Origin of the sequence: Azospirillum sp. A1-3 (assembly GCF_023806445.1) — a bacterium.
Classification (GTDB): domain Bacteria; phylum Pseudomonadota; class Alphaproteobacteria; order Azospirillales; family Azospirillaceae; genus Azospirillum.
Map to the genome: position 1 here is coordinate 1,823,646 of NZ_JAMSLU010000001.1, position 21,131 is coordinate 1,844,776.

Below are 21,131 nucleotides of genomic sequence, written 5' to 3' on the forward strand. Positions count from 1 at the left end.
TTGCCCGCGCCGAGTGCGCGCTTATATGGATCCAACCAATCTCTGGAGGGACTCGATGACCAGCAGCGCCGCCATGGCCGCAAACGACACCCCCGATCTGGGTGCGCTTCCCACCTGGGACCTGAGTGACCTCTATCCCGGCACCGAGTCGCCGGAACTGAAGGCTGACCTCGACCGGATGGAGCGGGAGTGCAAGGCCTTCCGCGAACGCTATGCCGGCAAGCTGGCGGCGCTGAACGGCGACGATCTGGCCGCGGCGATCCGCAGCTATGAGGACATCGACGAGACGCTGTCGCGCGTCATCTCCTATGCCGGGCTGGTCTACAACGGCAACATGATCGACCCGGCCATCGCCAAATTCTATCAGTCGGCGCAGGAGCGGGTGAACGATATCTCCGCCCACCTGATCTTCTTCACGCTGGAGATCAACCGGCTGGACGAAAAGGATCTGGCGGCCAAGCAGAAGGCGTCGGCGGCGCTGCGCCATTACGAGCCGTGGCTGCGCGACGTCCGCCTTTACCGCGACCACCAGCTGTCCGACGAGATCGAGCGGCTGCTGCATGAAAAGCACGTGGTCGGCCGCGCCGCCTGGAATCGCCTGTTCGACGAGACCATCGCCAGCCTGCGCTTCCCCATGGGCGGGAAGGATCTGACCTGTGCGGAGGCGCTGAACCGCCTGTCCGACCGCAATCCCGCCATCCGCCGCGAGGCCGGCGAGGTGGTGGGCAAGGTGCTGGGCGAGAATGCGCGGCTGTTCTCGCTGATCACCAACACGCTGGCCAAGGACAAGGAGATCGAGGACGACTGGCGCAACTATCCGACGCCGACCTCCGCCCGCAACCTGTCCAACCGGGTCGAGGATGAAGTCGTCGACGCGCTGGTCTCCGCCGTCAAGGGTGCCTATCCGGAGCTGTCGCACCGCTATTACGCGATGAAGGCCAAATGGTTCGGCCAGGACCACCTGGATTACTGGGACCGCAACGCTCCCCTGCCGGAGGATGCCGACCGCAGCATCCCTTGGGACGAGGCGCGCGACATCGTGCTGGGCGCCTATGGCCGCTTCTCCCCCGACCTCGCCAGCCTCGGCAAGCGCTTCTTCGACAATCCCTGGATCGATGCCCCGGTCCGTCCCGGCAAGGCGCCGGGCGCATTCGCCCACCCGACCGTGCCCAGCGTCCACCCCTACTTGCTGGTCAACTACCAGGGCAAGACGCGCGACGTGATGACGCTGGCCCATGAGCTGGGGCACGGCGTCCACCAGATCCTGGCCGGCAAGCAGGGTCACTTCCTGTCCGACACCCCGCTGACGCTGGCGGAAACCGCCTCCGTGTTCGGCGAGATGCTGACCTTCCGCGCCCTGCTGGCCGCAGAGACCGACCCGAAGCGCCGCCGAATCATGCTGGCCGGCAAGGTCGAGGACATGCTGAACACCGTGGTCCGCCAGATCGCCTTCTTCGATTTCGAACGCCGTGTCCACACCGAACGGCGCGAGGGCGAACTGACCTCGGACCGCATCGGTGAAATCTGGATGGCGGTGCAGATCGAAAGCCTGGGTCCGGCGTTGCGCTTCGACGAGGGATACCGGCATTACTGGTCCTACATCCCCCACTTCATCCATTCGCCCTTCTACGTCTACGCCTATGCCTTCGGCGACTGCTTGGTGAACTCGCTCTACGCGGTCTATCAGGATGCCGAACAGGGCTTCGCCGAGAAATATCTGGCGATGCTGACGGCCGGCGGCACGCTGCGCCACAAGGAGTTGCTGGCTCCCTTCGGCCTCGACGCCTCCGACCCCGCCTTCTGGCAGAAGGGACTCGGCGTCATCCGCGGCTTCATCGACGAACTGGAGGCCGGCGAGGCGCAGGGCTGACAGTTTGGTGTCTTGACCGCCGTCAAGAGACCATGGCCGGCGTGCGGGTATGGTGGCCTTCGGAGCATCGTCTCCGAAGGCCATCTTTTTTGGAAGCGAACATCATGCTTGCGACCACCACGCCCTCCGCCCCATCCGCTGACGTCCCCCTCCTTGGCTACGAGGCCATGGACCGCGACCACGCCGATTCCCTCGCGCTTTGGCAAGCCGCCCTCGACGCCCCGGCCGGCGAACTCCGGGCGCCCTTCGCCGCTTTCGCCAAGCATCTGCGCGAGCATTTCGCCCGCGAGAACGCGCTGATGACCCAGCACGGCTTTTTCGCCCTGCATTGCCACAAGGACGAGCACACCCGCGTCCTGAAGGTGGTCGCGACCATGGAAGCCGAACTGGAGGAAGGTAACGAAGCCCGCGCGCGTCTGTATGTGACCGAGCATTTCCCCGACTGGTTCCACACCCATCTGGCGACGATGGATCGGGTGACCGCCGATTTCCTGGCGCAGGCGGAGGGGTGAAGGACAGCGCCGATTGCGCGGCTCTCCTGCCTTTTCCGTGAAGCGCTCAGCCTTTGATCGCAGCCGGACGAACGGCATCCGGTCGAGGCGGATCGCTTCTCAGGAATTGGTAAGGAGCATCGCGACGCTGGGCGCGGTGCGATAGAGATCGGGACCGGCCGGAGCCGTATTCAGAAAATAGGACTTCGGAAATTTGGACCGCAGCAGTGGAAGGCTGTCGAAGACGCTGTAGCTGTAGGCGATTCCATCCTCTTCCGATTGGACATAGCCTTTCCCATTGGTCTTTATGAAATCCGCCAGCGGCCAAAGCCCGATCCGGTGAATGGCCTGTTTGACGCGACGGGCCAATGGCCCTCCATGGCCGAAATTGTTGGAGTCCGAAATGAACACGGCGTTACCTGCCACTCGGGCCATCTCGCGCACGGCCCGCATGTCATCCTGGACATGATGTAGAACACCGAATTCGCAGACCAGATCGAAGCTGTCGTCGGGATAGGGAATGTCGAGAGCGCTGCCTTCGACAAGCCGGTCGGGCCGATGACCCTTGCGAATTGCCTCGGCAATCATCTCGGGAACAGGTTCCAACCCGAAGACCTCGACATCCGGCGCATGCTGGGCCAGCCACAGCCCGACGCGACCGGTCCCACACCCGACGTCAAGCACACGTCGGAACCCATAAAACCGAATGAGTCCGGTCAACCACTGCAAAGCGAATGTATGTTCATCGGCCTGAGAGACATGCATTTCATCATAAAGTTGCGCGGTCTTCCTGTAATAGGCGCGCTGAGATTCCGACATGTCCGGATCCAATCGAACCAATGATTCTTGCATGGCGGCTTACCATCATGGCCCCGCTCACGCGAACTCAATCATCAAACAGGACAAGGTGCGATGGTACAAAGGGAAAAAGCCCGGCTCAAGGCCAGGCATCGAAGCTACACGAAATTTTTTGAGAACGGATGGTGGGCGCACAAGGACTCGAACCTTGGACCCGCTGATTAAGAGTCAGCTGCTCTACCAACTGAGCTATGCGCCCATCCGTAGGACATGTTCAAGAGATGGTGGGCGCACAAGGACTCGAACCTTGGACCCGCTGATTAAGAGTCAGCTGCTCTACCAACTGAGCTATGCGCCCATCTCTTGCTGCGGTGAACCTGGCTGAAATCCTTGCTGAAATCAGCCGACTGTTCATCGCGCCGGCCAAGCCGTTGTCCCGGCCGGTGTGGCGCGGTTTATAGCGAAGGGCCTTTGACCTGTCGATAGCAAAATCGCACCCCATGTGAATTTTTTGGCGCGTGCTTTTCGGTGGCCGGACTCCTGCCCCGGCGGCTACACCGGCGCTGGCGAAACGGGCATCGGAACGGGAGATCAGGGATGGGCGGCTGGACCGAAGGCTATGTCGGCGGCATCGACTATATCCGCGCCGTCTATCGCGACTGGTCGCCGGCCCTCCTCTGCTTCGCCCTCACGCTACGCGGCTGGCGCCCGCCTGAGGCGCTGCGCCGCGGCAGCTTCACCATGGCGGAGCCCGGCTGCGGCCACGGGCTGACCAGCGCGCTGCTGGCCGGCGCCCATCCGGCAGCGCGATTCGAGGCGATGGACTTCAACCCCTCCCACATCGCCGGCGTCCGCCGGCTGGTCGCCGACGCCGGGCTGACCAACGCCGAGTTCCTGGAGGAAAGCTTCGCCGAGTACGCCCGCCGCGACGCCCCAATGCTGGACGTGGTCTCCCTGCACGGCGTCTGGTCCTGGGTGAGCGGGGAGAACCGCGCGATCCTGCTGGACACGCTGCGTCGCCGGCTGGCGCCGGGAGGTGTCGTCTTCGTCAGCTACAACGCCCTGCCCGGCACGCTCGCCCACATGCCGCTGCGCCGTCTGCTGGTGGAGCGCTGCGCCGAAGGGGACGGCCCCCTGCCCGGCCGCATCGCCCGCGCGGTGGAGTTCGCCGCGCGGATGGCGGCGCAAGGCGGCGGCTGGTTCGCCAACACCGAGGGCGTGGTGGAGCGGATCGAGCAACTTCGTCACAAATCGCCGAACTACATCGCCCACGAATATCTGAACGGGGACTGGACCGCCTTCTACCATGCCGACGTGGCACGCGAGTTGGCCGGCGCGAAGCTGGAATTCGCCGGCGCCGCCGTGCCGATGGAGCAGTTGCACGATCTCACCCTCTCCCCCGCCCAACAGGCGCTGGCAGATGAGGCGCGCGACCCCGCCCAGGCGGAGACCCTGCGCGACGTGATGACCAACCGCAGTTTCCGCCGCGACCTGTTCGTGAAGGGCGGCGAACGGCTGGGTCAGGCCGAACGCCGCGCATTACTGGGCGAGACCCGTTTCGCGCTTCTGGTGGCCGCCGACGACCTGCCGGAGGTCGCGTCCACGCCCGTCGGCCGCCTGCCCTTCCCGCGGGCGCTCTACCAGCCACTGGGCGAGGCGATGGCCGAGGGGCCGCAGAGCCTGGACGCGCTGCTCGCCCGGCCGGCCCTGGCGGCGCAGGGGGAAGAGGCGGTGCTGCGCGCGCTGGTGCTGCTGACCAGCCTGTCGCTGGCGGCACCGGTCATGCCGGACGAGAGGTTTGCCGAACGGAAGACTTCAAGCGGCCGCTTCAATGCCGCCGTGCTGGAACGCCATCGCTTCGGCGACACGCCGGGGCAGCTCGCCTCGCCCCTTCTGGGCGCCGGCGTGCCGGTGTCGCGGATTGAGGCATTGTTCCTGCTGGCCGCACGGCAAGGTGAGGAGCCGGCCGCCTTCGCCTGGAATCACTTGTCGGCCGACGGCATCGTGCTGGGGCGCGATGGCGAGCGTTGCGTTGGGGATGACGCCAACCGCGCGGAACTGGCGCGCCGGCATGCGGCCTTCCTGCAACGGCGCCTGCCGTTGCTGCAGGAGTTGGGGGTGGCTTGAGGGCCGGGGTATCGGCGTCAGCGCTCCGCCGCCGTCTTCGGCAGCTTTTCGGCAATGCCGTAGAGCGCCTCGCGACGGCGGATTTCGGCGAAGACGTCGTCGGGATGGATGTTCAGCGTCGCCCACAGGACCGACAGGTTGTAGAGCAGGTCGGCGCTTTCGTTGATGACGCCCTGACGATCCTCGTTCATGGCGTCCAGCGCGACCTCGACCGCCTCCTCGCCCACCTTCTTGGCGATCTTCTTCGGGCCGGCGGCGATCAGCCGCGCAGTCTTGGACTGCGCTGGGTCCATCTGCTTGCGGTCGAGGATGGCGGCATAAAGGCGGATCAGGTCGTCGGTCATCAGGTGGGATTTGTCTCGTGTGCGGGCGACGGAAGCATCGTTTCGATAACGTGATCGCTCCGCGACGGAATTACCATCCCCCATAGGCGCGGTGAGGCGCCGCACGATGGCCTTATGCCTTGCGGCGCAGCGCCGTTTCAGCTCACCGGGTCATAGGAATGGTCGGCCTTCGGACGCTCGTCCAGCAGGGCTTCGCCGGTGCTGACGAAATAGACGACCTCGGCGATGTTGGTGGCGTGGTCGCCGATGCGCTCCAGGTTCTTGGCTATCATCATCAGGTGCATGTGCGCCGTGAACTGGTCCGGCGCCGCCAATGCTGACCGTTCCACCTCCGCAACGAGGCTGGTGTAGAGGGCATCCACCTCGTCGTCGGTGCGCCAGATGCGCAGGGCCGCCTCGCCGTCATTGTCGACATAGGCGTCGATCACGGCGCTGAGGCGCTCGCGCACCAGCCGGCCGAGTTGCGGAAGCCCCGCCATCGATCCGGCGTCGGGCAGGCTGAAGATGGCAACAGCCCGCTTGGCGGTGTTGGCGGCATGGTCGCCGATCCGCTCCAGGTTGCCGGCGATCTTCAGCGCCGCGATCACCTCGCGCAGATCGTCGGCAACCGGCTGGCGCAGAGCCAGCAGGCGCATGCAGTGGGCTTCAATGTCATGTTCGAAGGAGTCGAGTCGTGCATCCGATTCCACGATTTCCCGCGCAAGCTCGGGATTGCGCTGGGCCAGACAGGTCAGCGCCTGGTCGATCTGCGTCTCCGCAGCGCCGGCCATCTGCACGATGGCGGATTTCAGCCGCTTCAGCGCGTCCTCGAACGCGGACACGATGTGCGGAGCGGAGGTCTTCATGGTCGCCAAACCCTTCCCGGCGGTCTTCTGCAAAGCCCTCACCATAGCGCCCGGACGTTACGGTACGATGACAATCCCTATGACTCCAGGCCCTATGACTCCAGGCCCTATGACCCCAGGCCCTATGACCCCAGGCCCTATTACCAAAGCCGGTTCCCGCTCCCCCTTGCTACCCCGGAAACTGCCTGATTGATTTTGCGGCGCAGCATTGCGACACATGTGTGGAGTCCGCGTTTTCTCCCTCACTCAACGACGTGCCGAACCCGCCATGATCGAACGCCGCTTTGAACAGATCATTTTTGCCAGCCGCTGGCTGCTCGCCCCCTTCTATCTCGGGCTGGTCGTCTCGCTGGGCGCCTTGCTGGTGAAGTTCACGCAGGAGATCCTGCATATCATCCCGCATGTGTTGGAGATGAGCGAGAAGGACGTGCTGCTGGCCGTGCTGACGCTGATCGACATGTCCTTTGCCGGGAACCTTCTGCTGATGGTGATCTTCGCCGGCTACGAGAACTTCGTCTCCAAGATCGACGTGGCCAATCACGAGGACCGGCCGGACTGGATGGGAAAGGTCGATTTCGGCGGATTGAAGCTGAAACTGATCGCCTCGATCGTCGCCATTTCGGGCATTCACCTGTTGAAGGCCTTCATGAACTTGGCGCAGACCTCCCGCGACGAGTTGATGTGGCTGGTCATCATCCACATGACCTTCGTGATTTCCGGCGTTCTGCTCGCCTGCATGGACAGGCTGGAGGGGCACCACGCCCCTGCCGCGAAGTCCGGCCCCAAATCTGCAACGGATCAACACTGAACCGGAAAGAAGGGCCGGCAAAAGGTCATTGCGGCGCATCATCGACAGGGATAGACACTTCACGGTCACACCGGCTTGCCGGGCTGTCGGCGGATCGGAACAGGTTTGACCGTAGGGCTTCTGCCCGTTGACGGAATATTAACCCTAACCCGCCAATGTCCCGATCACCAGACACCGCGCCGCAGCGGTCCCCGGTCTTCCGGAGACCGTCTTCGCGGCAGGTATCAGGGCTGCCGGGCGCACTCTCCGCTTGAGCGTGCGGGCGCATTCGACTATGGAACCGTTGGCGGGCATGCTATGCCAGTCCGCCGGCTCGGCCGTCTCAACCGCTTTGATAGAGTTCGTCAGCTCCATGCTCTCCAAACTGCTCGGCGTTCTGTCCGCCGACATGGCGATCGATCTGGGGACGGCCAACACCCTGGTCTATGTCAAGGGCCGCGGCATCGTCCTGAACGAACCGTCCGTCGTCGCCATCGCCAATGTGCGCGGCAAAAAGCAGGTCCTCGCCGTCGGTGACGAGGCGAAGATGATGCTTGGCCGCACGCCCGGAAACATCCAGGCCATCCGGCCGCTTCGCGACGGCGTCATCGCCGATTTCGAAGTTGCGGAGGAAATGATCAAGCATTTCATCCGCAAGGTTCACAACCGCCGCAGCTTCGCCAGCCCGCAGGTCATCATCTGCGTGCCGTCGGGCTCGACCGCGGTGGAACGCCGGGCGATCCAGGAATCGGCGGAGGCCGCCGGCGCCCGCCGCGTCTTCCTGATCGAGGAACCGATGGCCGCCGCGATCGGCGCCGGGCTGCCGGTGACCGAACCGACGGGCTCGATGGTCGTCGACATCGGCGGCGGCACCACCGAGGTGGCCGTGCTGTCGCTGGGCGGCATCGTCTATTCGCGCTCGGTCCGCGTCGGCGGCGACAAGATGGACGAGGCCATCATCGGCTACATCCGCCGCAGCCACAATCTGCTGGTCGGCGAAGGCTCCGCCGAGCGGATCAAGAAGGAAATCGGCTCTGCCTGTCCGCCCGAGGACGGTGAAGGCCGCATCCTCGAGATCAAGGGCCGCGACCTGATGAACGGCGTGCCCAAGGAGCTGATCATCTCCGAACGCCAGATCGCCGAGTCGCTGGCCGAGCCCGTTTCGGCCATCGTCGAGGCGGTGAAGGTCGCGCTGGAGCACACCGCTCCGGAACTGGCCGCCGACATCGTCGACAAGGGCATCGTCCTGACCGGCGGCGGCGCGCTTCTGGGCAACCTGGACTTCGTCCTGCGCCACGCCACCGGCCTGCCGGTGTCGATCGCCGACGATCCGCTCTCCTGCGTGGCGCTCGGCACCGGCCGCGCGCTGGAAGAGATGAAGACGCTGCGAAACGTCTTGGTCAGCGCCTACTGATTGGTGTATCCCTGGTTGGAAGGCCTCCGGTCCCCCGCCCACCCTTGGCGGTGAGGACCGGAGACGGACCGCGTATCTGGACGGGAATTTCCTGTGAAGCCACGCTCATCCGGCTCCGTCATCCGCCTTGCCGCTCCTTTGCGGGCTCTTGCGCAGCGCTTCTCCTTCCTTCTGCTGGTTCTGGCCTCCGTCGCGTTGATGATGGTGGGCAAGATCGAGTCCGTTTCGGTGGACAGCGCCCGCGCACGCGTGACCGATGCCTTCGCCCCCATCCTGGACGCCATCTCCCGCCCCGCAGCGACGGCGGCGCGCGCGGTCGAGTCCGCGGTGGAGCTTGAGAACGCCTTCGACGAGAACCAGCGGCTGAAGGCCGAGAACGCCCGGCTGCTGCAATGGAGGCAGGCGGCGTTGCGGCTGGAGGCGGAGAACAACAGCCTGCGCAGCCTGCTGCGCGTCCGCCCGGAGCCGGCCGTCAACTACATCGCCGCCCGCGTCATTGCCACGCCCGGCAGTTCCTTCGTCCGCACGCTGGTGGTCACCGCCGGCCGGCGCGACGGGGTACGCAAGGGACAGGCGGCTCTGGCCGGCGCCGGTCTGGTCGGCCGGGTGATCGAGGTCGGCGAATGGTCGTCCCGCGTCCTGCTGCTGACCGACATCAACGCCCGCATTCCGGTGATCCTGTCGAACACGCGCCAGCGCTCGATCCTGGCCGGCGACAATTCCGATCAGGCCAAGCTTCTGTACCTGCCGCCCGACTCGCCGATCCAGGTGGGAGAGCGGGTGGTGACCTCGGGCGACGGCGGTCTGTTCCCGCCCGGCTTGCCGGTCGGCGTGGTGACCGCGGTCAGCGAACGCGGCATTCGCGTCCTGCCCAGCGCCGATCTGTCGCGCGTCGAATATCTGCGTCTGGTGGATTTCGGCCTGCCGAGCACCGATCTGGACCCGTCGCCGGATTCCAAGTGAACCGGATGTGGAAGTGAGCTGGATGTGGACGTGAGCCGGACGGACGGTCCGCCGACCGGGGGATTGCCGATATGACGGCGACTTTCTGGCAGAAGGTGGACAAGACCGGGCGCAATCTGGCGCCCTTCGCCGTCACGGTGATGATGGTGCTGGTCGGCATGATTCCGGTGCCGGTGCCCGGCTACGCCCCGGTGGCGCCGAACCTGACGCTGGTTTCGGTCTATTACTGGACGATCCACAGGCCTGACCTGATGCGTCCGGGGGTGGCCTTTCTGATCGGGTTGCTGCAGGATTTCCTGGTCGGCGGACCGCTGGGCGTGAATGCGCTGCTGCTGGTCGTCGCCCAATGGGCGGTGCTGAACCAGCGCCGGGTATTCCTGGCCAGCACCTTCGCCCTGCTGTGGTTCGGCTTCACGCTGGTGATGGCGGGTGCCGTGCTGCTGCAATGGCTGGCCTTCTCGGTGCTGGACGCCGCCGCGCTGTCGATCCTGCCGGCGCTGTTCCAGGGCCTGCTGACGGTGGCTGTGTTTCCTGCGGTGGGTTGGCTGCTGATCCGCGTCCACCGCGCGTTCCTGAACGGGTAAAGGGCCCCGACGGATCTCATGAGTTCAATCGATCGCGACACCGACCGCTCCCGCCTGCTGGCGCGCCGCGCCCTGGTGCTGGGCGGCATCAAGCTGGCCGGCCTGTCCGCGCTGGTCGGTCGCCTGTATTACCTGCAGGTCGTCGAGTCGGCCCGCTACACCATGCTGGCGGAGGAGAACCGCATCAGCCTGCGGCTGATCGCGCCCTCGCGCGGCAACATTGTCGACCGCTTCGGCGTGCCGCTGGCGGTCAACGAGCAGAACTATCGCGTCGTCGTGGTGTCGGAACGCACCCACAACATCCAGGAGACGCTCGACAAGATCTCCCGCATCGTGCCGCTGACCGACGGCGACCGCCGCCGCGTGCTGCGCGAGTTGCATCGCAAACGCCGATTCGTGCCCGTCACCGTGCGCGAGAACCTGACCTGGGAGCAGGTGGCGACGCTGGAGACCAACACTCCCGATCTGCCCGGCGTGTCGATCGAGGTGGGCGAGCTGCGGCATTACCCGCAGGCGGACGCGACCGCCCATATCCTGGGCTATGTCGGCGCCGTATCGGAAGCGGAGTTGAGCGGCAACAGCGATCCCGTGCTGTCCCTGCCCGGTTTCCGCATCGGCAAGGCCGGCATCGAGAAGTTTCACGAGAAGGTGCTGCGCGGCACAGCCGGCACCAGCCAGCTGGAGGTCAACGCGGTCGGCCGCGTCATCCGCGAACTCTCCCGCGACGAGGGGCAGTCGGGTCGGGAAATCCAGTTGACCATCGACATGGCCCTGCAGCGCTTCGTGCAGGAAAGGCTGTCGCAGGAGGTCAGCGCCTCGGCGGTGGTGATGGATGTGCACACCGGCGGCATCTACGCCCTGTGCTCGCACCCCAGCTACGATCCCAACCAGTTCACCATGGGCATCAGCGCCGAGCTGTGGGAGGAGTTGCTGTCCAACCCGGCGACTCCGCTGAACAACAAGGCGGTGGTCGGCCAATACCCGCCGGGCTCCACCTTCAAGATGATGGCAGCTCTGGCGGCGCTGGAATCGGGGGTGGTCAGCAACCGCCATACGGTGTTCTGCCCCGGCTACCTCGAACTGGGCGACCACCGGTTCCACTGCTGGAAGCGCGGCGGACACGGCACCGTCGATTTTGCCGGCGCGCTGCGCCATTCCTGCGACGTGTTCTTCTACGACGTGTCGCGGCGGATCGGCATCGACCGCATCGCCGAGATGTCCAACCGCTTCGGGCTGGGCCATCGCACCGACATCGACCTGCCGCACGAGCGCGCTGGCCTGATCCCCACCATCGCCTGGAAAAAGGCGACGCTGGGCAAGGGCTGGGACATGGGCGAGACGCTGGTCGCCTCGATCGGCCAGGGCTATGTACTGGCGACGCCGCTGCAGCTGGCAGTGATGACCTGCCGGCTGGCCAATGGCGGCTATGCGGTCAAGCCGCACCTGACCAAGCAGATCAAGACGGTCAGTGGCGAACAGACCGCTTGGCCCGGCATCGGCGTGAAGAAGGAAAATCTCGACATCGTGCTGCGCGGCATGACCGAGGTGGTGAACGCGCCCAACGGCACCGCCTACAGGTCGCGCATCACCGAAGCCGGATACGAGATGGCCGGCAAGACCGGCTCTGCCCAGGTCCGCCGAATCACCATGGCCGAGCGTAATACCGGTGTGAAGAAGAACGAGGATCTGCCCTGGCGCGAGCGCGATCACGCCCTGTTCGTCGCCTTCGCGCCGATCCAGGCGCCGCGCTATGCCTGCGCCGTCTTCGTCGAACATGGCGGTGGCGGGTCGACCGCAGCGGGGCCGATCGCCCGCGACATCCTGCTGGAAACCCAGAAGCGCGACCCCGGCCGCGCCGCCGTCGCCGAAACCCCACCGCCGAGCGGAACACCGGAGCCGCGGGGCTGACATTGCTCCGCCGGGCTCACCCTCGCCGACGGGCAGGGATGCTCATCGCAGCGACACCAATCACCACCGCGGCACAGCCGGCCAGCATGGTCGGCTCCAGCGCCTCGCCCAACAGAAGTGCGCCAATCCCGACCCCGATCGGCACCCGCAGATAGGCTTGCGCAGTGGTCGGCACCGATCCCAGGGTTTGAACCAAACGGAAATAAAGAACGAAGGCCAGCGCGGTCGAGAAGACCGACAGGGCGGCGAGCGCGAGCAGCGAGTCCCAGGACGGCGTCAGGGTCCAAGGCCGGTCGACCACCAGACTGACCGGCAACAGGACAGCCGCTCCGCACAGCAGCGCTCCCGCGGCCGGCATGACCGGGTCCTGTCCCTTGAACACGCGGCCGAAGATGGCGGCTCCGGCATAACAGAGTGTGGCGAGGACGATCGCGCCTTGCGCCAGAAGGTCGCGGCCGATGCCATCCACCGCCCCTATCCCGATGATGAGAACCGTCCCACCGAGACCGGAGAGCACGCCGACCGCCTTCCGGGTGCTCAAAGGCTCGTGCCGGGTGAACAGAAGGGTGATGAGAAACGCGAAGATCGGCGTGGTCGCATTGAGGATGACGGCAGTTCCGGCTTCGACCGTCTGTTCGGCCCAAGCGATCAGGGTGAAGGGAAGGACGCTGTTCAAACAGGCCTGAACCAGGAAACGGCGCCACAGCGCCGGATCGCGTGGCAGCGAAAGGCGGCGCCAGCGGATGACCACCAGCAGGATCGCTCCCGCGATCAGCGTCCTGCCGGCAATGAAGGTCAAAGGCGGGATCGTCTCCACACCGATGCGGATGAAGCTGTAGGACGCGCCCCACAGGGTGGCGAGGGCCAGCAGCAAGGCAAGTTCGACACGCAGGTTCGGCTGCCAAGCCGGAGTATCGGAGGCGGGAAGGATGGTCATGATGGCTCCGTCGGTCTGAAAGCCGGCCCACCATGCCAGCCCGGCACGTGGAAGACGGCCGCGAACGCTTCGGTCGTGGACGAAACGTCGGCGGCTGACGGGTCTGGCGAAGCGACCTAAACTGATGGTCATGACCAGCCCGCCCTTCCCCACCGCCTCCGCCAACGGCATCGCCACCATCGCCGCGCTGATCGGCGATCCGGCGCGTGCGAACATCCTCTCCGCCCTGATGGGCGGACAGGCGCTGACCGCCGGCGAACTGTCATGGCATGCCGGCGTCGGCGCCCCGACCACCAGCGGCCACCTCGCGAAATTGAGCGAGGCTGGATTGCTGGCAGTGGAGCGCCAGGGCCGGCACCGCTATTACCGGCTGGCCTCCCCCGACATCGCCCAGGCGATGGAAAGCCTGATGGCGCTGGCAGCCGCCGGACCGCACCGCCACCGGCCACCCGGCCCGAAGGACAAGGCGCTGCGAACGGCCCGCACCTGCTACGACCATCTCGCCGGACGGCTCGGCACAAAATTGGCCGACACGCTGCACCAGCGCGGGTTCGTGATCCTCGACGATGGCAGTGCCCTGGTGACCGACAATGGCCGTGATTTCCTCGGCGGACTCGGTCTCGCAATTCCCGAAGTGGGCGGGCACCGCAGACCGCTGTGCCGGGTCTGCCTGGACTGGAGCGAGCGCCGCCATCATCTGGCCGGGCGACTGGGCGCGGCGCTTCTGACCTGTTCGTTGGAACGCGGCTGGATCGTCCGCATCCCTGACAGCCGCGCGGTGGCGATCACCGACGCTGGAACTCACGCTTTCACGACTTTTTTCGGCATCGCACCGGAGCACCTGACCGCCAAATGAAAAGCGCGCCCCCGAAGGGACGCGCATTTCATCAAACCGACAGGCTTTCGCCAGATCAGTTCTTCGACTTGTCGACCAGACGGCGCTCGGCGATCCACGGCATCATGGCGCGCAGCTTCTCGCCGACCTTCTCGATCTCGTGCTCGGCGTTGCGGCGGCGGATCGCCTTGAAGGACGGCTGGCCGGCCTTGCATTCCAGCATCCAGTCGCGGACGAAGCGGCCTTCCTGGATGTCGGTCAGGACGCGCTTCATCTCGGCCTTGGTCTCGGGCGTGATGATGCGCGGGCCGGTGCGGTAGTCGCCGTATTCGGCCGTGTTGGAGATCGAGTAGCGCATGTTGGCCATGCCGCCCTCGTACATCAGGTCGACGATCAGCTTCACTTCGTGCAGGCACTCGAAGTAGGCCATCTCGGGAGCATAGCCCGCTTCGACCAGCGTCTCGTAGCCGGCGCGGATCAGCTCGGTCAGGCCGCCGCAGAGCACGGCCTGCTCACCGAACAGATCGGTCTCGCACTCTTCCTTGAAGGTCGTCTCGATGATGCCGGCGCGGCCGCCGCCATTGGCCGAGGCGTAGGACAGGGCGATGTCCAGCGCGTTGCCCGAGGCGTTCTGGTGCACGGCGACCAGCGACGGAACGCCGCCGCCACGCTGGTATTCGCTGCGCACGGTGTGGCCGGGGCCCTTCGGCGCGATCATGAACACGTCGAGGTCGGCGCGCGGCTCGATCAGGTTGAAGTGGACGTTCAGGCCGTGCGCGAAGGCCAGGGCGGCGCCCTGCTTCATGTTCGGGGCCAGATCGTCACGATACAGGTCGGCCTGCAGCTCGTCCGGGGTCAGAACCATCACGACGTCGGCCCAGGCGGCGGCTTCGGCAGGGGTCATCACGGTGAAGCCGGCGGTCTCGGCCTTCTTGATGGTGGCCGAACCCGGGCGGAGCGCGATCCGCACGTCCTTCACGCCGCTGTCGCGCAGGTTGTGGGCGTGGGCATGGCCCTGGCTGCCGTAGCCGACGATGACGACCTTCTTGCCCTTGATCAGGTTGACGTCGGCATCACGATCGTAATAGACGCGCATTGAGATGGTTCCTTGAATTCGCAACGAACGAAGACAGAGTGCGTTTCCTGCGGCGGATTACTCCATTGAGCAAAGCCGTCCGTCAAGGGAAACAATCGCTCGATGGAGCGGCAACGCGCAAAGCTTCCTTGCGTTTTTGCCGCCCCAATCTTTCGGAGAATGCTATTCCGCGGGTAACGGCGCCTCAGAACGCCGCCGGTCCCTTCGACATGGCGACCACGCCGGTGCGGCTGGCTTCCACGAGGCCGAGCTGGCTCATCAGGCCGACGAAGTCGTCGACCTGCTCGGTGGTGCCGGTCAGCTCGAAGATGAAGCTGGTCAGGGTGGCGTCGACCACCTTGGCCTGGAAGATGTCGGCGAGACGAAGCGCCTCGATCCGGCGGTCGCCGGTGCCGGCCACCTTGACCAGCGCCAGTTCGCGTTCCACCGACGGCCCCTCATCGGTCAGGTCGTGGACGCGGTGGACCGGAACCAGCCGGCCGAGCTGCGCCTTGATCTGCTCGATGATCATGCGGGTGCCGGAGGTGACCAGCGTGATGCGCGACAGGTGCTCGGCGTTGTTCACCTCCGCCACCGTCAGGCTTTCGATGTTGTAGCCGCGGCCGGAGAACAGCCCGATGACGCGGGCAAGCACGCCCGGCTCATTGTCCACCAGCACGGCGATGGTGTGCTTTTCGATCGCGTTTTCCATGAGACCCATTCCCCCGTTCGTTGTCGTCAGCCGATCAGACCAGCACCATGCCGTCTTCCGGCGTGGCATCGGACGGGCTGTCGTCCGGACCGAACAGGATCTCGTTGTGGGCCTTGCCGCCCGGGATCATCGGGAAGCAGTTCTCCCTCGGATCGACGGCGATGTCGATGATGCAGGGGCGGTCGGTGACCGTCAGCATCTTCTCGATCACCTGATCAACCTCGGCCACCGTGGTGGCGCGCAGGCCGACGCAGCCCCAGGATTCCGCCAGCTTCACGAAGTCCGGCAGGGCTTCCGAGTAGCTCTGGGAATAGCGCGAGCCGTGCAGCAGTTCCTGCCACTGGCGCACCATGCCCATATACTGGTTGTTCAGGATGAAGATCTTGACCGGCGCGCGGTACTGCACGGCGGTGCCGATCTCCTGCATGTTCATCAGGAAGCTGGCCTCGCCCGACACGTCCACCACGATGGCATCAGGATGGGCCAGCTGGGCGCCGATGGCGGCCGGCAGGCCGTAGCCCATGGTGCCGAGCCCGCCCGAGGTCATCCAGCGGTTCGGCTGGTCGAAGGGCAGGAACTGGGCGGCCCACATCTGGTGCTGGCCGACTTCCGTCGTGATGTAATGGTCCTTGCCGCGCAGAGCCTCGCGCAGGCGCTCCAGCGCGTACTGCGGCTTGATGACCGATTCGGTGCGGTTGTAGTTCAGGCAGTTGCGGGCGCGCCAGCCCTCGATCTTGCCCCACCACTCCTTCAGCGCGGCCTTGTCCGGCGACTTGGCGCGCGCCTTCCAGATGCGCAGCATGTCTTCCAGCACCGCGCCGCAGTCTCCGACGATCGGAATGTCGACCGCGACGTTCTTGTTGATCGAGCTGGGGTCGATGTCGACGTGGATCTTCTTCGAACCCGGCGAGAAGGCCGACAGCTTGCCGGTCACACGGTCGTCGAAGCGGGCGCCGATGTTGATCATGACGTCGCATTCGTACATGGCGAGGTTCGCCTCGTACGTGCCGTGCATGCCGAGCATACCCAGCCACTGGTTGTCGGACGCCGGGAAGGCGCCCAAGCCCATCAGGGTGGAGGTGATCGGGAAACCGGTGGTCTTGACGAACTGGGTCAGCAGCTTGGCCGCGAAGGGGCCGGCGTTGATCACGCCGCCGCCGGTGTAGAAGACCGGGCGCTTGGCGTTGGCGATCAGTTCCACCGCCTCTTCGATGCGGGCGATCTCCGGCTTCACCTGCGGACGGTAGGTCTTGTGCTTGACCTCCGCCGGCGGGACATAGGTGCCGTCGGCGAACTGCACGTCCTTCGGGATGTCGACCAGCACCGGGCCCGGACGGCCGCTGCGCGCGACATAGAAGGCCTCGTGCAGGGTGCGGGCCAGATTGTCGACGTCCTTCACCAGGTAATTGTGCTTGGTGCAGGGACGGGTGATGCCGGTGGTGTCGGCTTCCTGGAAGGCGTCGTTGCCGATCAGGTGGGTCGGCACCTGGCCCGACAGGCAGACCAGCGGAATGCTGTCGCACAGGGCGTCCAGCAGGCCGGTCACCGCGTTGGTGGCGCCGGGGCCGGAGGTCACCAGCACGCAGCCGACCTTGCCGGTCGAGCGCGCGTAACCTTCGGCCGCGTGAACCGCGGCCTGCTCGTGGCGTACAAGGACATGTTTCAGGTCGTTCTGCTGGAACAGCGCGTCGTAGATGGGAAGTACGGCGCCGCCGGGATAGCCGAAGATGATGTCAACGCCCTGATCCTTCAGGGCTTTGATGACGATCTGGGCGCCGGTCAGCTTCTGTTCGGACATCGCTCACGACCTTCTCATGTGGGCGCCTCCTCTAGGGCACCCGGTTCCTTGGGAACACCAACCCCGCCTGGAGGGGATGCCGTTCATAACAACGGCTTAGCTCCGATGGCGTGTGCTGGGATGGGCAAATTAGTCAAATCATCCGTCATAGGTCAACCCTATTCGCGAATGTTTGCAAAGTTTTTTTGCCGCAGTTTTTCCAATTGTTGCGCGCCCATTGGAGGTGTCCACCCCGCCCCACCCCCTGCCCCGCCGGCGCTTGCCGCAAACGGAAACGGCGGCCGCACCGAAGCGCGACCGCCGTTCCGAAGAGGCGACTGAGTTTGCGCAGGCCGTCAGGCGGCGGACTTCAGCAGTCCGCAGAGCCGGCGGATGCCCTCGCGGATCTGGGCCGGCTTGGTGACGGAGAAGGCCAGACGCAGCGTGTTCTTGCCCGACCGGTCGGCATGGAAGGCCGAGCCGGGGACGAAGGCGACGTTGGCCTCCTTGATGGCGCGGGCCAGCAGCTCGGTGCCGTCGACGCCTTCCGGCGCCTCGATCCAGACGAACAGGCCGCCCTCCGGCTTGGTCCAGGTGACGCCCGGCGGGGCGAATTCGTCCAGTGCCGCCAGCATGGCGTCGCGGCGCTCCTTGTATTGGGTGCGCAGCAGCTTGATGTGGCTGTCGAAGATCTGCGAGACGACGTCGTGCATGACGATCTGGTTGATCGTGCTGGCATGCAGGTCGGCCGCCTGCTTCATCAGCACCAGCCGATTCACCACCTCCGGCGCCGCGTTGACCCAGCCGATGCGCATCGCCGGAACCATCGTCTTGGAGAAGGTGCCGCCGAAGATCACGTTGGTCAGCTTGCCGCCGTTGCGCTCGCAATCCAGCGCCGCCATCAGCGGCAGATGCTCGCCGTCATAGCGCAGCTCGCAATAGGCGGTGTCCTCGATCACCGGCACGCCGGCGGCCTCGCAGGCGTCCAGGATGGCGTGGCGGCGGGCCAGCGTCACCGTGGTGCCGTTCGGGTTCTGGAAGTCGGGGACGAGGTAGAAGAACTTCGGCTTCTGCGCCAGCGCTTCGTTGAGCGCGGCCATCTCCGGCCCTTCCTCGTCCATCGGGATGGAGAGGTAGGTCGGCTCGTAGGGCGAGAAGGCCTGCAGCGCGCCGAGATAGGTCGGGCGGGTCACCACGATCTTGTCGCCGGGGCCGATCAGCAGCTTGCCGACGAACTCCAGCACCTGCTGCGAGCCGTTGGTGATGAGAACGCCGTCCAGCCCGACATTGACGCCCTTGCCGCCCATGTAGTCGCAAATCCATTCCCGCAGCGGCGTGTAGCCTTCGGTGATGGAGTATTGCAGGGCGGCACCGGCCCCGGCGTTGGACTGGAAGATCTTCTCATAGGACCGCGCGATGGCGGAGCTGGGGAACAGGTCCGGGTCGGGAATGCCGCCGGCGAAGGAGATGATCTCCGGACGGTCGATCAGCTTCAGCAGTTCCCGGATTTCGGACGCCGTCATGCCGCCCACGCGGCCCGCGAACACATGACCCCAATCAACCGACACGGTGCTTCTCCTTCGGATCAGTAATTTAGTATCGTTCTCAGGCGGTCGAGCATTGCATTTCGTACCGCAAGGGAACAAGGCAGATCGATGGTATGGCAGCTATGCTGTCCTGTATGACTTACCAGCATATCAGAGCTTTTGCCAACAATCTGATGCCGGAACCACGTCACCTGCCGTTTGGCATAGCGGCGGGTCGATTGCTGGGCCAGCGCGACGGCTTCGTCCAGCGGGATCTCGCCATGCAGGACCCGGCGCAACTCCGGCACGCCCAGGGCTTTCAGCACCGGAAGGTCGGGGGCGAGAGCCTGCTCGCGGGCCAGCGCGTCCAACTGCCGCACCTCCTCCAGTGCGCCCTGCTCCATCATCAGGTGGAAACGCTTGTCGCACTGGGCATAGAGGTCGGCCCGCGGCGGGTCGAGCACGAGGATGGTGAAGCGCAGATCCTCCGGCGCGCCCTGGGCCGTTTGGCTCTGCCAGTGGGACAGCGGATGGCCGGTGGCCTCCAGCACCTCCCAGGCGCGGGTCAGGCGGGTGGTGTCGCCGGGGTTCAGCTTGGCCGATGCCGGATCGCGGGCGACCAGCTCGGCACGGAACGCCTCGCCGCCGTTGGTTGCCAGCCGGGCATGGGCGGCGGCGCGCACCTCGTCGGGGATGGGGGGCACTTCGCTCAAGCCCTGCATCAGGGCGCGCAGGTAGAGACCGGTGCCGCCGACCACCACCGGCAGCCGGCCCTCGGCCTTGGCGGCGGCGATCTCCGCCAGAGCCATGTCGCGCCAGCGCGCCGCCGATCCACGTTCCGCCGCAGGCAGCACGCCATAAAGGCGATGGGGCGCCCGCGCCAGATCCTCGGCCGTCGGCCGGGCGGTCAGCACATCCAGATCGGCGTAAAGCTGCATGCTGTCGGCATTGATGACGGTGCCGCCGAACGCCTCGGCAATCGCCAGCGCCAGCCCCGACTTGCCCGATGCGGTCGGGCCGCCGATGACGATGACATCGGTGAACGTGTTCATCGCCCTTCCATGGGGCTGCGGCGCTCTCTTTGCAACACCCATCCGCATGCCCCAACCGCATGTAGACGCCGAAGCTTCGTTGGACCGGACCCCTCGCCTGTGGTAGGCAGCGCGCAAAGGCCCTCTTTTTTGCTCGGGACACCCGCCGATGAACGCCGTCGCCACGCTGATCGCCCCCCGTACCGTCACGCTCGACGAGGCCGTCGTCCAGACCGCCAAGGCGGCGCTGGTGGGCTTGGGCGCCGATGCCGGCGCGCCGGACTGGCTGGCTCCCGGCACCGCCTGCGACCTGCCCTTCGGCAATCTGGCGCCGGAGCAGGCGGAGGCGGCGATCCGCCATGCCCTGAACGGCGCCACGCTGGACATCGTCGCCCAGCCTGCGGCGACCCGGCGCAAGCGACTGCTGGTCGCCGACATGGAATCGACGATCATCGAGCAGGAGATGCTGGATGAGTTGGGCGACTATGTCGGGCTGAAGGACCACATCGCCGCCATCACCGCCCGCGCCATGAACGGCGAAATCGACTTCAAGGACGCGGTGCGCGAGCGGGTCGCCCTGCTGAAGGGCCTGAGGGAGACGGTGATCGACGAGGTGTGGCAGCGCGCCACCCTGATGCCGGGTGCGGCCCAGCTGGTCGGCACCATGCGCGCCAACGGCGCAGCCTGCGTCCTGGTGTCGGGCGGCTTCCGCTGCTTCACCGGCCGGGTGCGCAACTGGATCGGCTTCGACGATGATCGCGGCAACGAACTGGAGGTGATCGACGGCGTGATGACCGGCAAGGTGATCGAGCCGATCCTGGACAAGGACAGCAAGCTGCAGGCGCTGATGGCCTATGCCGGCGAGCACCGCGTGCCGATGGCGGAGACCATGGCCGTCGGCGACGGCGCCAACGATTTGCCGATGCTGCTGGCCGCCGGTCTTGGCGTCGCGTTCCATGCCAAGGCGGTGGTCGCCGCCGAAGCCCGCGCCCGCGTCGACCATGGCGACCTGACCGCCCTGCTCTACGCCCAGGGCTACCGGGCGGCGGAGTTCGTGGGCTAAGGGGCTGCGTGTTCGCTAATAGCGAATTTCTATTGACCTGGATG

19 protein-coding genes and 2 tRNA genes are annotated in these 21,131 nt (G+C 65.7%); 10 read left to right on the plus strand and 11 right to left on the minus strand.

Annotation, left to right across the window (positions count from 1 at the left end; translation table 11 throughout):
* The first annotated feature begins 55 nt into the window (after positions 1–55).
* On the plus strand, positions 56–1,870 hold the full coding sequence (locus tag M5E06_RS08625) for a M3 family oligoendopeptidase (RefSeq protein WP_252137856.1): 1,815 nt from the start codon (positions 56–58) through the stop codon (positions 1,868–1,870).
* A 104-nt stretch (positions 1,871–1,974) separates the two neighbouring features.
* Positions 1,975–2,382: a bacteriohemerythrin gene (locus tag M5E06_RS08630; RefSeq protein ID WP_252137857.1), complete on the plus strand. Its 408-nt coding sequence runs from the start codon at positions 1,975–1,977 to the stop codon at positions 2,380–2,382.
* A 99-nt stretch (positions 2,383–2,481) separates the two neighbouring features.
* Here the strand turns inward: M5E06_RS08630 and M5E06_RS08635 are convergent, their stop codons facing one another.
* The 3 genes from M5E06_RS08635 to M5E06_RS08645 form a co-directional block, all read right to left on the minus strand.
* Positions 2,482–3,180, minus strand: coding sequence for a class I SAM-dependent methyltransferase (locus tag M5E06_RS08635; protein WP_252137858.1), 699 nt, complete (start codon positions 3,178–3,180; stop codon positions 2,482–2,484).
* Positions 3,181–3,342: 162 nt separating this feature from the next.
* Positions 3,343–3,418, minus strand: a tRNA-Lys gene (locus tag M5E06_RS08640).
* 23 nt (positions 3,419–3,441) lie between these two features.
* Positions 3,442–3,517: transfer RNA gene (locus M5E06_RS08645), tRNA-Lys, on the minus strand.
* Positions 3,518–3,756: 239 nt separating this feature from the next.
* On the opposite strand from M5E06_RS08645, the gene M5E06_RS08650 reads away from it, so the two are divergent.
* Positions 3,757–5,286 carry a class I SAM-dependent methyltransferase gene (locus M5E06_RS08650; RefSeq protein WP_252137859.1) on the plus strand — a complete coding sequence of 510 codons (1,530 nt, stop codon included), beginning with the start codon at positions 3,757–3,759 and terminating at the stop codon, positions 5,284–5,286.
* A 17-nt stretch (positions 5,287–5,303) separates the two neighbouring features.
* Here M5E06_RS08650 and hisE read toward each other — a convergent pair whose 3' ends face one another.
* The gene (hisE, locus tag M5E06_RS08655; RefSeq protein ID WP_252137860.1) at positions 5,304–5,630 is read right to left on the minus strand and encodes a phosphoribosyl-ATP diphosphatase; all 327 of its coding nucleotides are present in this window, start codon (positions 5,628–5,630) and stop codon (positions 5,304–5,306) included.
* Between the two features lie 137 nt (positions 5,631–5,767).
* The gene (phoU, locus tag M5E06_RS08660; RefSeq protein ID WP_085089964.1) at positions 5,768–6,475 is read right to left on the minus strand and encodes a phosphate signaling complex protein PhoU; all 708 of its coding nucleotides are present in this window, start codon (positions 6,473–6,475) and stop codon (positions 5,768–5,770) included.
* A gap of 268 nt (positions 6,476–6,743) precedes the next feature.
* Here phoU and M5E06_RS08665 point away from each other — a divergent pair, with 268 nt between their 5' ends.
* The 5 genes from M5E06_RS08665 (at position 6,744) to mrdA (ending at position 12,131) form a co-directional block, all read left to right on the plus strand.
* Positions 6,744–7,283: a TIGR00645 family protein gene (locus M5E06_RS08665; RefSeq protein WP_149267866.1), complete on the plus strand. Its 540-nt coding sequence runs from the start codon at positions 6,744–6,746 to the stop codon at positions 7,281–7,283.
* A 352-nt stretch (positions 7,284–7,635) separates the two neighbouring features.
* Entirely contained in the window at positions 7,636–8,676 is a 1,041-nt protein-coding gene (locus M5E06_RS08670) for a rod shape-determining protein (RefSeq protein WP_012974729.1), read from the plus strand.
* Between the two features lie 93 nt (positions 8,677–8,769).
* Complete coding sequence (gene mreC / locus M5E06_RS08675) at positions 8,770–9,639, plus strand: rod shape-determining protein MreC (protein WP_109153444.1); 870 nt, start codon at positions 8,770–8,772, stop codon at positions 9,637–9,639.
* A 71-nt stretch (positions 9,640–9,710) separates the two neighbouring features.
* Entirely contained in the window at positions 9,711–10,223 is a 513-nt protein-coding gene (mreD, locus tag M5E06_RS08680) for a rod shape-determining protein MreD (protein WP_085089967.1), read from the plus strand.
* A gap of 18 nt (positions 10,224–10,241) precedes the next feature.
* Entirely contained in the window at positions 10,242–12,131 is a 1,890-nt protein-coding gene (gene mrdA, locus M5E06_RS08685; RefSeq protein ID WP_252137861.1) for a penicillin-binding protein 2, read from the plus strand.
* A 16-nt stretch (positions 12,132–12,147) separates the two neighbouring features.
* Here the strand turns inward: mrdA and M5E06_RS08690 are convergent, their stop codons facing one another.
* Positions 12,148–13,239 carry a DMT family transporter gene (locus tag M5E06_RS08690; RefSeq protein ID WP_252137862.1) on the minus strand — a complete coding sequence of 364 codons (1,092 nt, stop codon included), beginning with the start codon at positions 13,237–13,239 and terminating at the stop codon, positions 12,148–12,150.
* Here M5E06_RS08690 and M5E06_RS08695 point away from each other — a divergent pair.
* Positions 13,193–13,924 carry an ArsR/SmtB family transcription factor gene (locus M5E06_RS08695; protein ID WP_252137863.1) on the plus strand — a complete coding sequence of 244 codons (732 nt, stop codon included), beginning with the start codon at positions 13,193–13,195 and terminating at the stop codon, positions 13,922–13,924. The two genes, M5E06_RS08690 and M5E06_RS08695, sit on opposite strands and share 47 nt — an antisense overlap.
* Positions 13,925–13,979: 55 nt before the next feature.
* On the opposite strand, the gene ilvC is transcribed toward M5E06_RS08695, so the two are convergent.
* From ilvC to miaA, 5 genes are all read right to left on the minus strand, one after another.
* A complete protein-coding gene (gene ilvC / locus M5E06_RS08700; protein WP_014248441.1) occupies positions 13,980–14,999 on the minus strand; it encodes a ketol-acid reductoisomerase in 1,020 nt (339 codons plus the stop codon).
* A gap of 184 nt (positions 15,000–15,183) precedes the next feature.
* The gene (gene ilvN / locus M5E06_RS08705; protein ID WP_109074020.1) at positions 15,184–15,690 is read right to left on the minus strand and encodes an acetolactate synthase small subunit; all 507 of its coding nucleotides are present in this window, start codon (positions 15,688–15,690) and stop codon (positions 15,184–15,186) included.
* 34 nt (positions 15,691–15,724) lie between these two features.
* Entirely contained in the window at positions 15,725–17,488 is a 1,764-nt protein-coding gene (locus tag M5E06_RS08710; RefSeq protein ID WP_252137864.1) for an acetolactate synthase 3 large subunit, read from the minus strand.
* A gap of 335 nt (positions 17,489–17,823) precedes the next feature.
* Positions 17,824–19,035 (minus strand): aminotransferase-like domain-containing protein, encoded by a 1,212-nt coding sequence (locus tag M5E06_RS08715; protein WP_109153449.1) that lies wholly within the window; start codon positions 19,033–19,035, stop codon positions 17,824–17,826.
* A gap of 17 nt (positions 19,036–19,052) precedes the next feature.
* A complete protein-coding gene (miaA, locus tag M5E06_RS08720; RefSeq protein ID WP_252137865.1) occupies positions 19,053–20,045 on the minus strand; it encodes a tRNA (adenosine(37)-N6)-dimethylallyltransferase MiaA in 993 nt (330 codons plus the stop codon).
* A 148-nt stretch (positions 20,046–20,193) separates the two neighbouring features.
* Here miaA and serB point away from each other — a divergent pair, with 148 nt between their 5' ends.
* Positions 20,194–21,087 (plus strand): phosphoserine phosphatase SerB, encoded by an 894-nt coding sequence (gene serB, locus M5E06_RS08725; protein ID WP_252137866.1) that lies wholly within the window; start codon positions 20,194–20,196, stop codon positions 21,085–21,087.
* Positions 21,088–21,131 lie beyond the last annotated feature (44 nt).

Coding starts and splice junctions, on each gene's coding strand:
- phoU (WP_085089964.1), bottom strand. CDS start 6,475: ATGAAGACCTCCGCTCCGCACATCGTGTCCGCGTTCGAGGACGCGCTG.
- miaA (WP_252137865.1), bottom strand. CDS start 20,045: ATGAACACGTTCACCGATGTCATCGTCATCGGCGGCCCGACCGCATCG.
- hisE (WP_252137860.1), bottom strand. CDS start 5,630: ATGACCGACGACCTGATCCGCCTTTATGCCGCCATCCTCGACCGCAAG.
- M5E06_RS08665 (WP_149267866.1), top strand. CDS start 6,744: ATGATCGAACGCCGCTTTGAACAGATCATTTTTGCCAGCCGCTGGCTG.
- ilvC (WP_014248441.1), bottom strand. CDS start 14,999: ATGCGCGTCTATTACGATCGTGATGCCGACGTCAACCTGATCAAGGGC.
- M5E06_RS08690 (WP_252137862.1), bottom strand. CDS start 13,239: ATGCCGTTGGCGGAGGCGGTGGGGAAGGGCGGGCTGGTCATGACCATC.
- M5E06_RS08630 (WP_252137857.1), top strand. CDS start 1,975: ATGCTTGCGACCACCACGCCCTCCGCCCCATCCGCTGACGTCCCCCTC.
- M5E06_RS08670 (WP_012974729.1), top strand. CDS start 7,636: ATGCTCTCCAAACTGCTCGGCGTTCTGTCCGCCGACATGGCGATCGAT.
- M5E06_RS08635 (WP_252137858.1), bottom strand. CDS start 3,180: ATGTCGGAATCTCAGCGCGCCTATTACAGGAAGACCGCGCAACTTTAT.
- mreD (WP_085089967.1), top strand. CDS start 9,711: ATGACGGCGACTTTCTGGCAGAAGGTGGACAAGACCGGGCGCAATCTG.
- M5E06_RS08625 (WP_252137856.1), top strand. CDS start 56: ATGACCAGCAGCGCCGCCATGGCCGCAAACGACACCCCCGATCTGGGT.
- M5E06_RS08650 (WP_252137859.1), top strand. CDS start 3,757: ATGGGCGGCTGGACCGAAGGCTATGTCGGCGGCATCGACTATATCCGC.
- ilvN (WP_109074020.1), bottom strand. CDS start 15,690: ATGGAAAACGCGATCGAAAAGCACACCATCGCCGTGCTGGTGGACAAT.
- mrdA (WP_252137861.1), top strand. CDS start 10,242: ATGAGTTCAATCGATCGCGACACCGACCGCTCCCGCCTGCTGGCGCGC.
- M5E06_RS08710 (WP_252137864.1), bottom strand. CDS start 17,488: ATGTCCGAACAGAAGCTGACCGGCGCCCAGATCGTCATCAAAGCCCTG.
- M5E06_RS08695 (WP_252137863.1), top strand. CDS start 13,193: ATGGTCATGACCAGCCCGCCCTTCCCCACCGCCTCCGCCAACGGCATC.
- serB (WP_252137866.1), top strand. CDS start 20,194: ATGAACGCCGTCGCCACGCTGATCGCCCCCCGTACCGTCACGCTCGAC.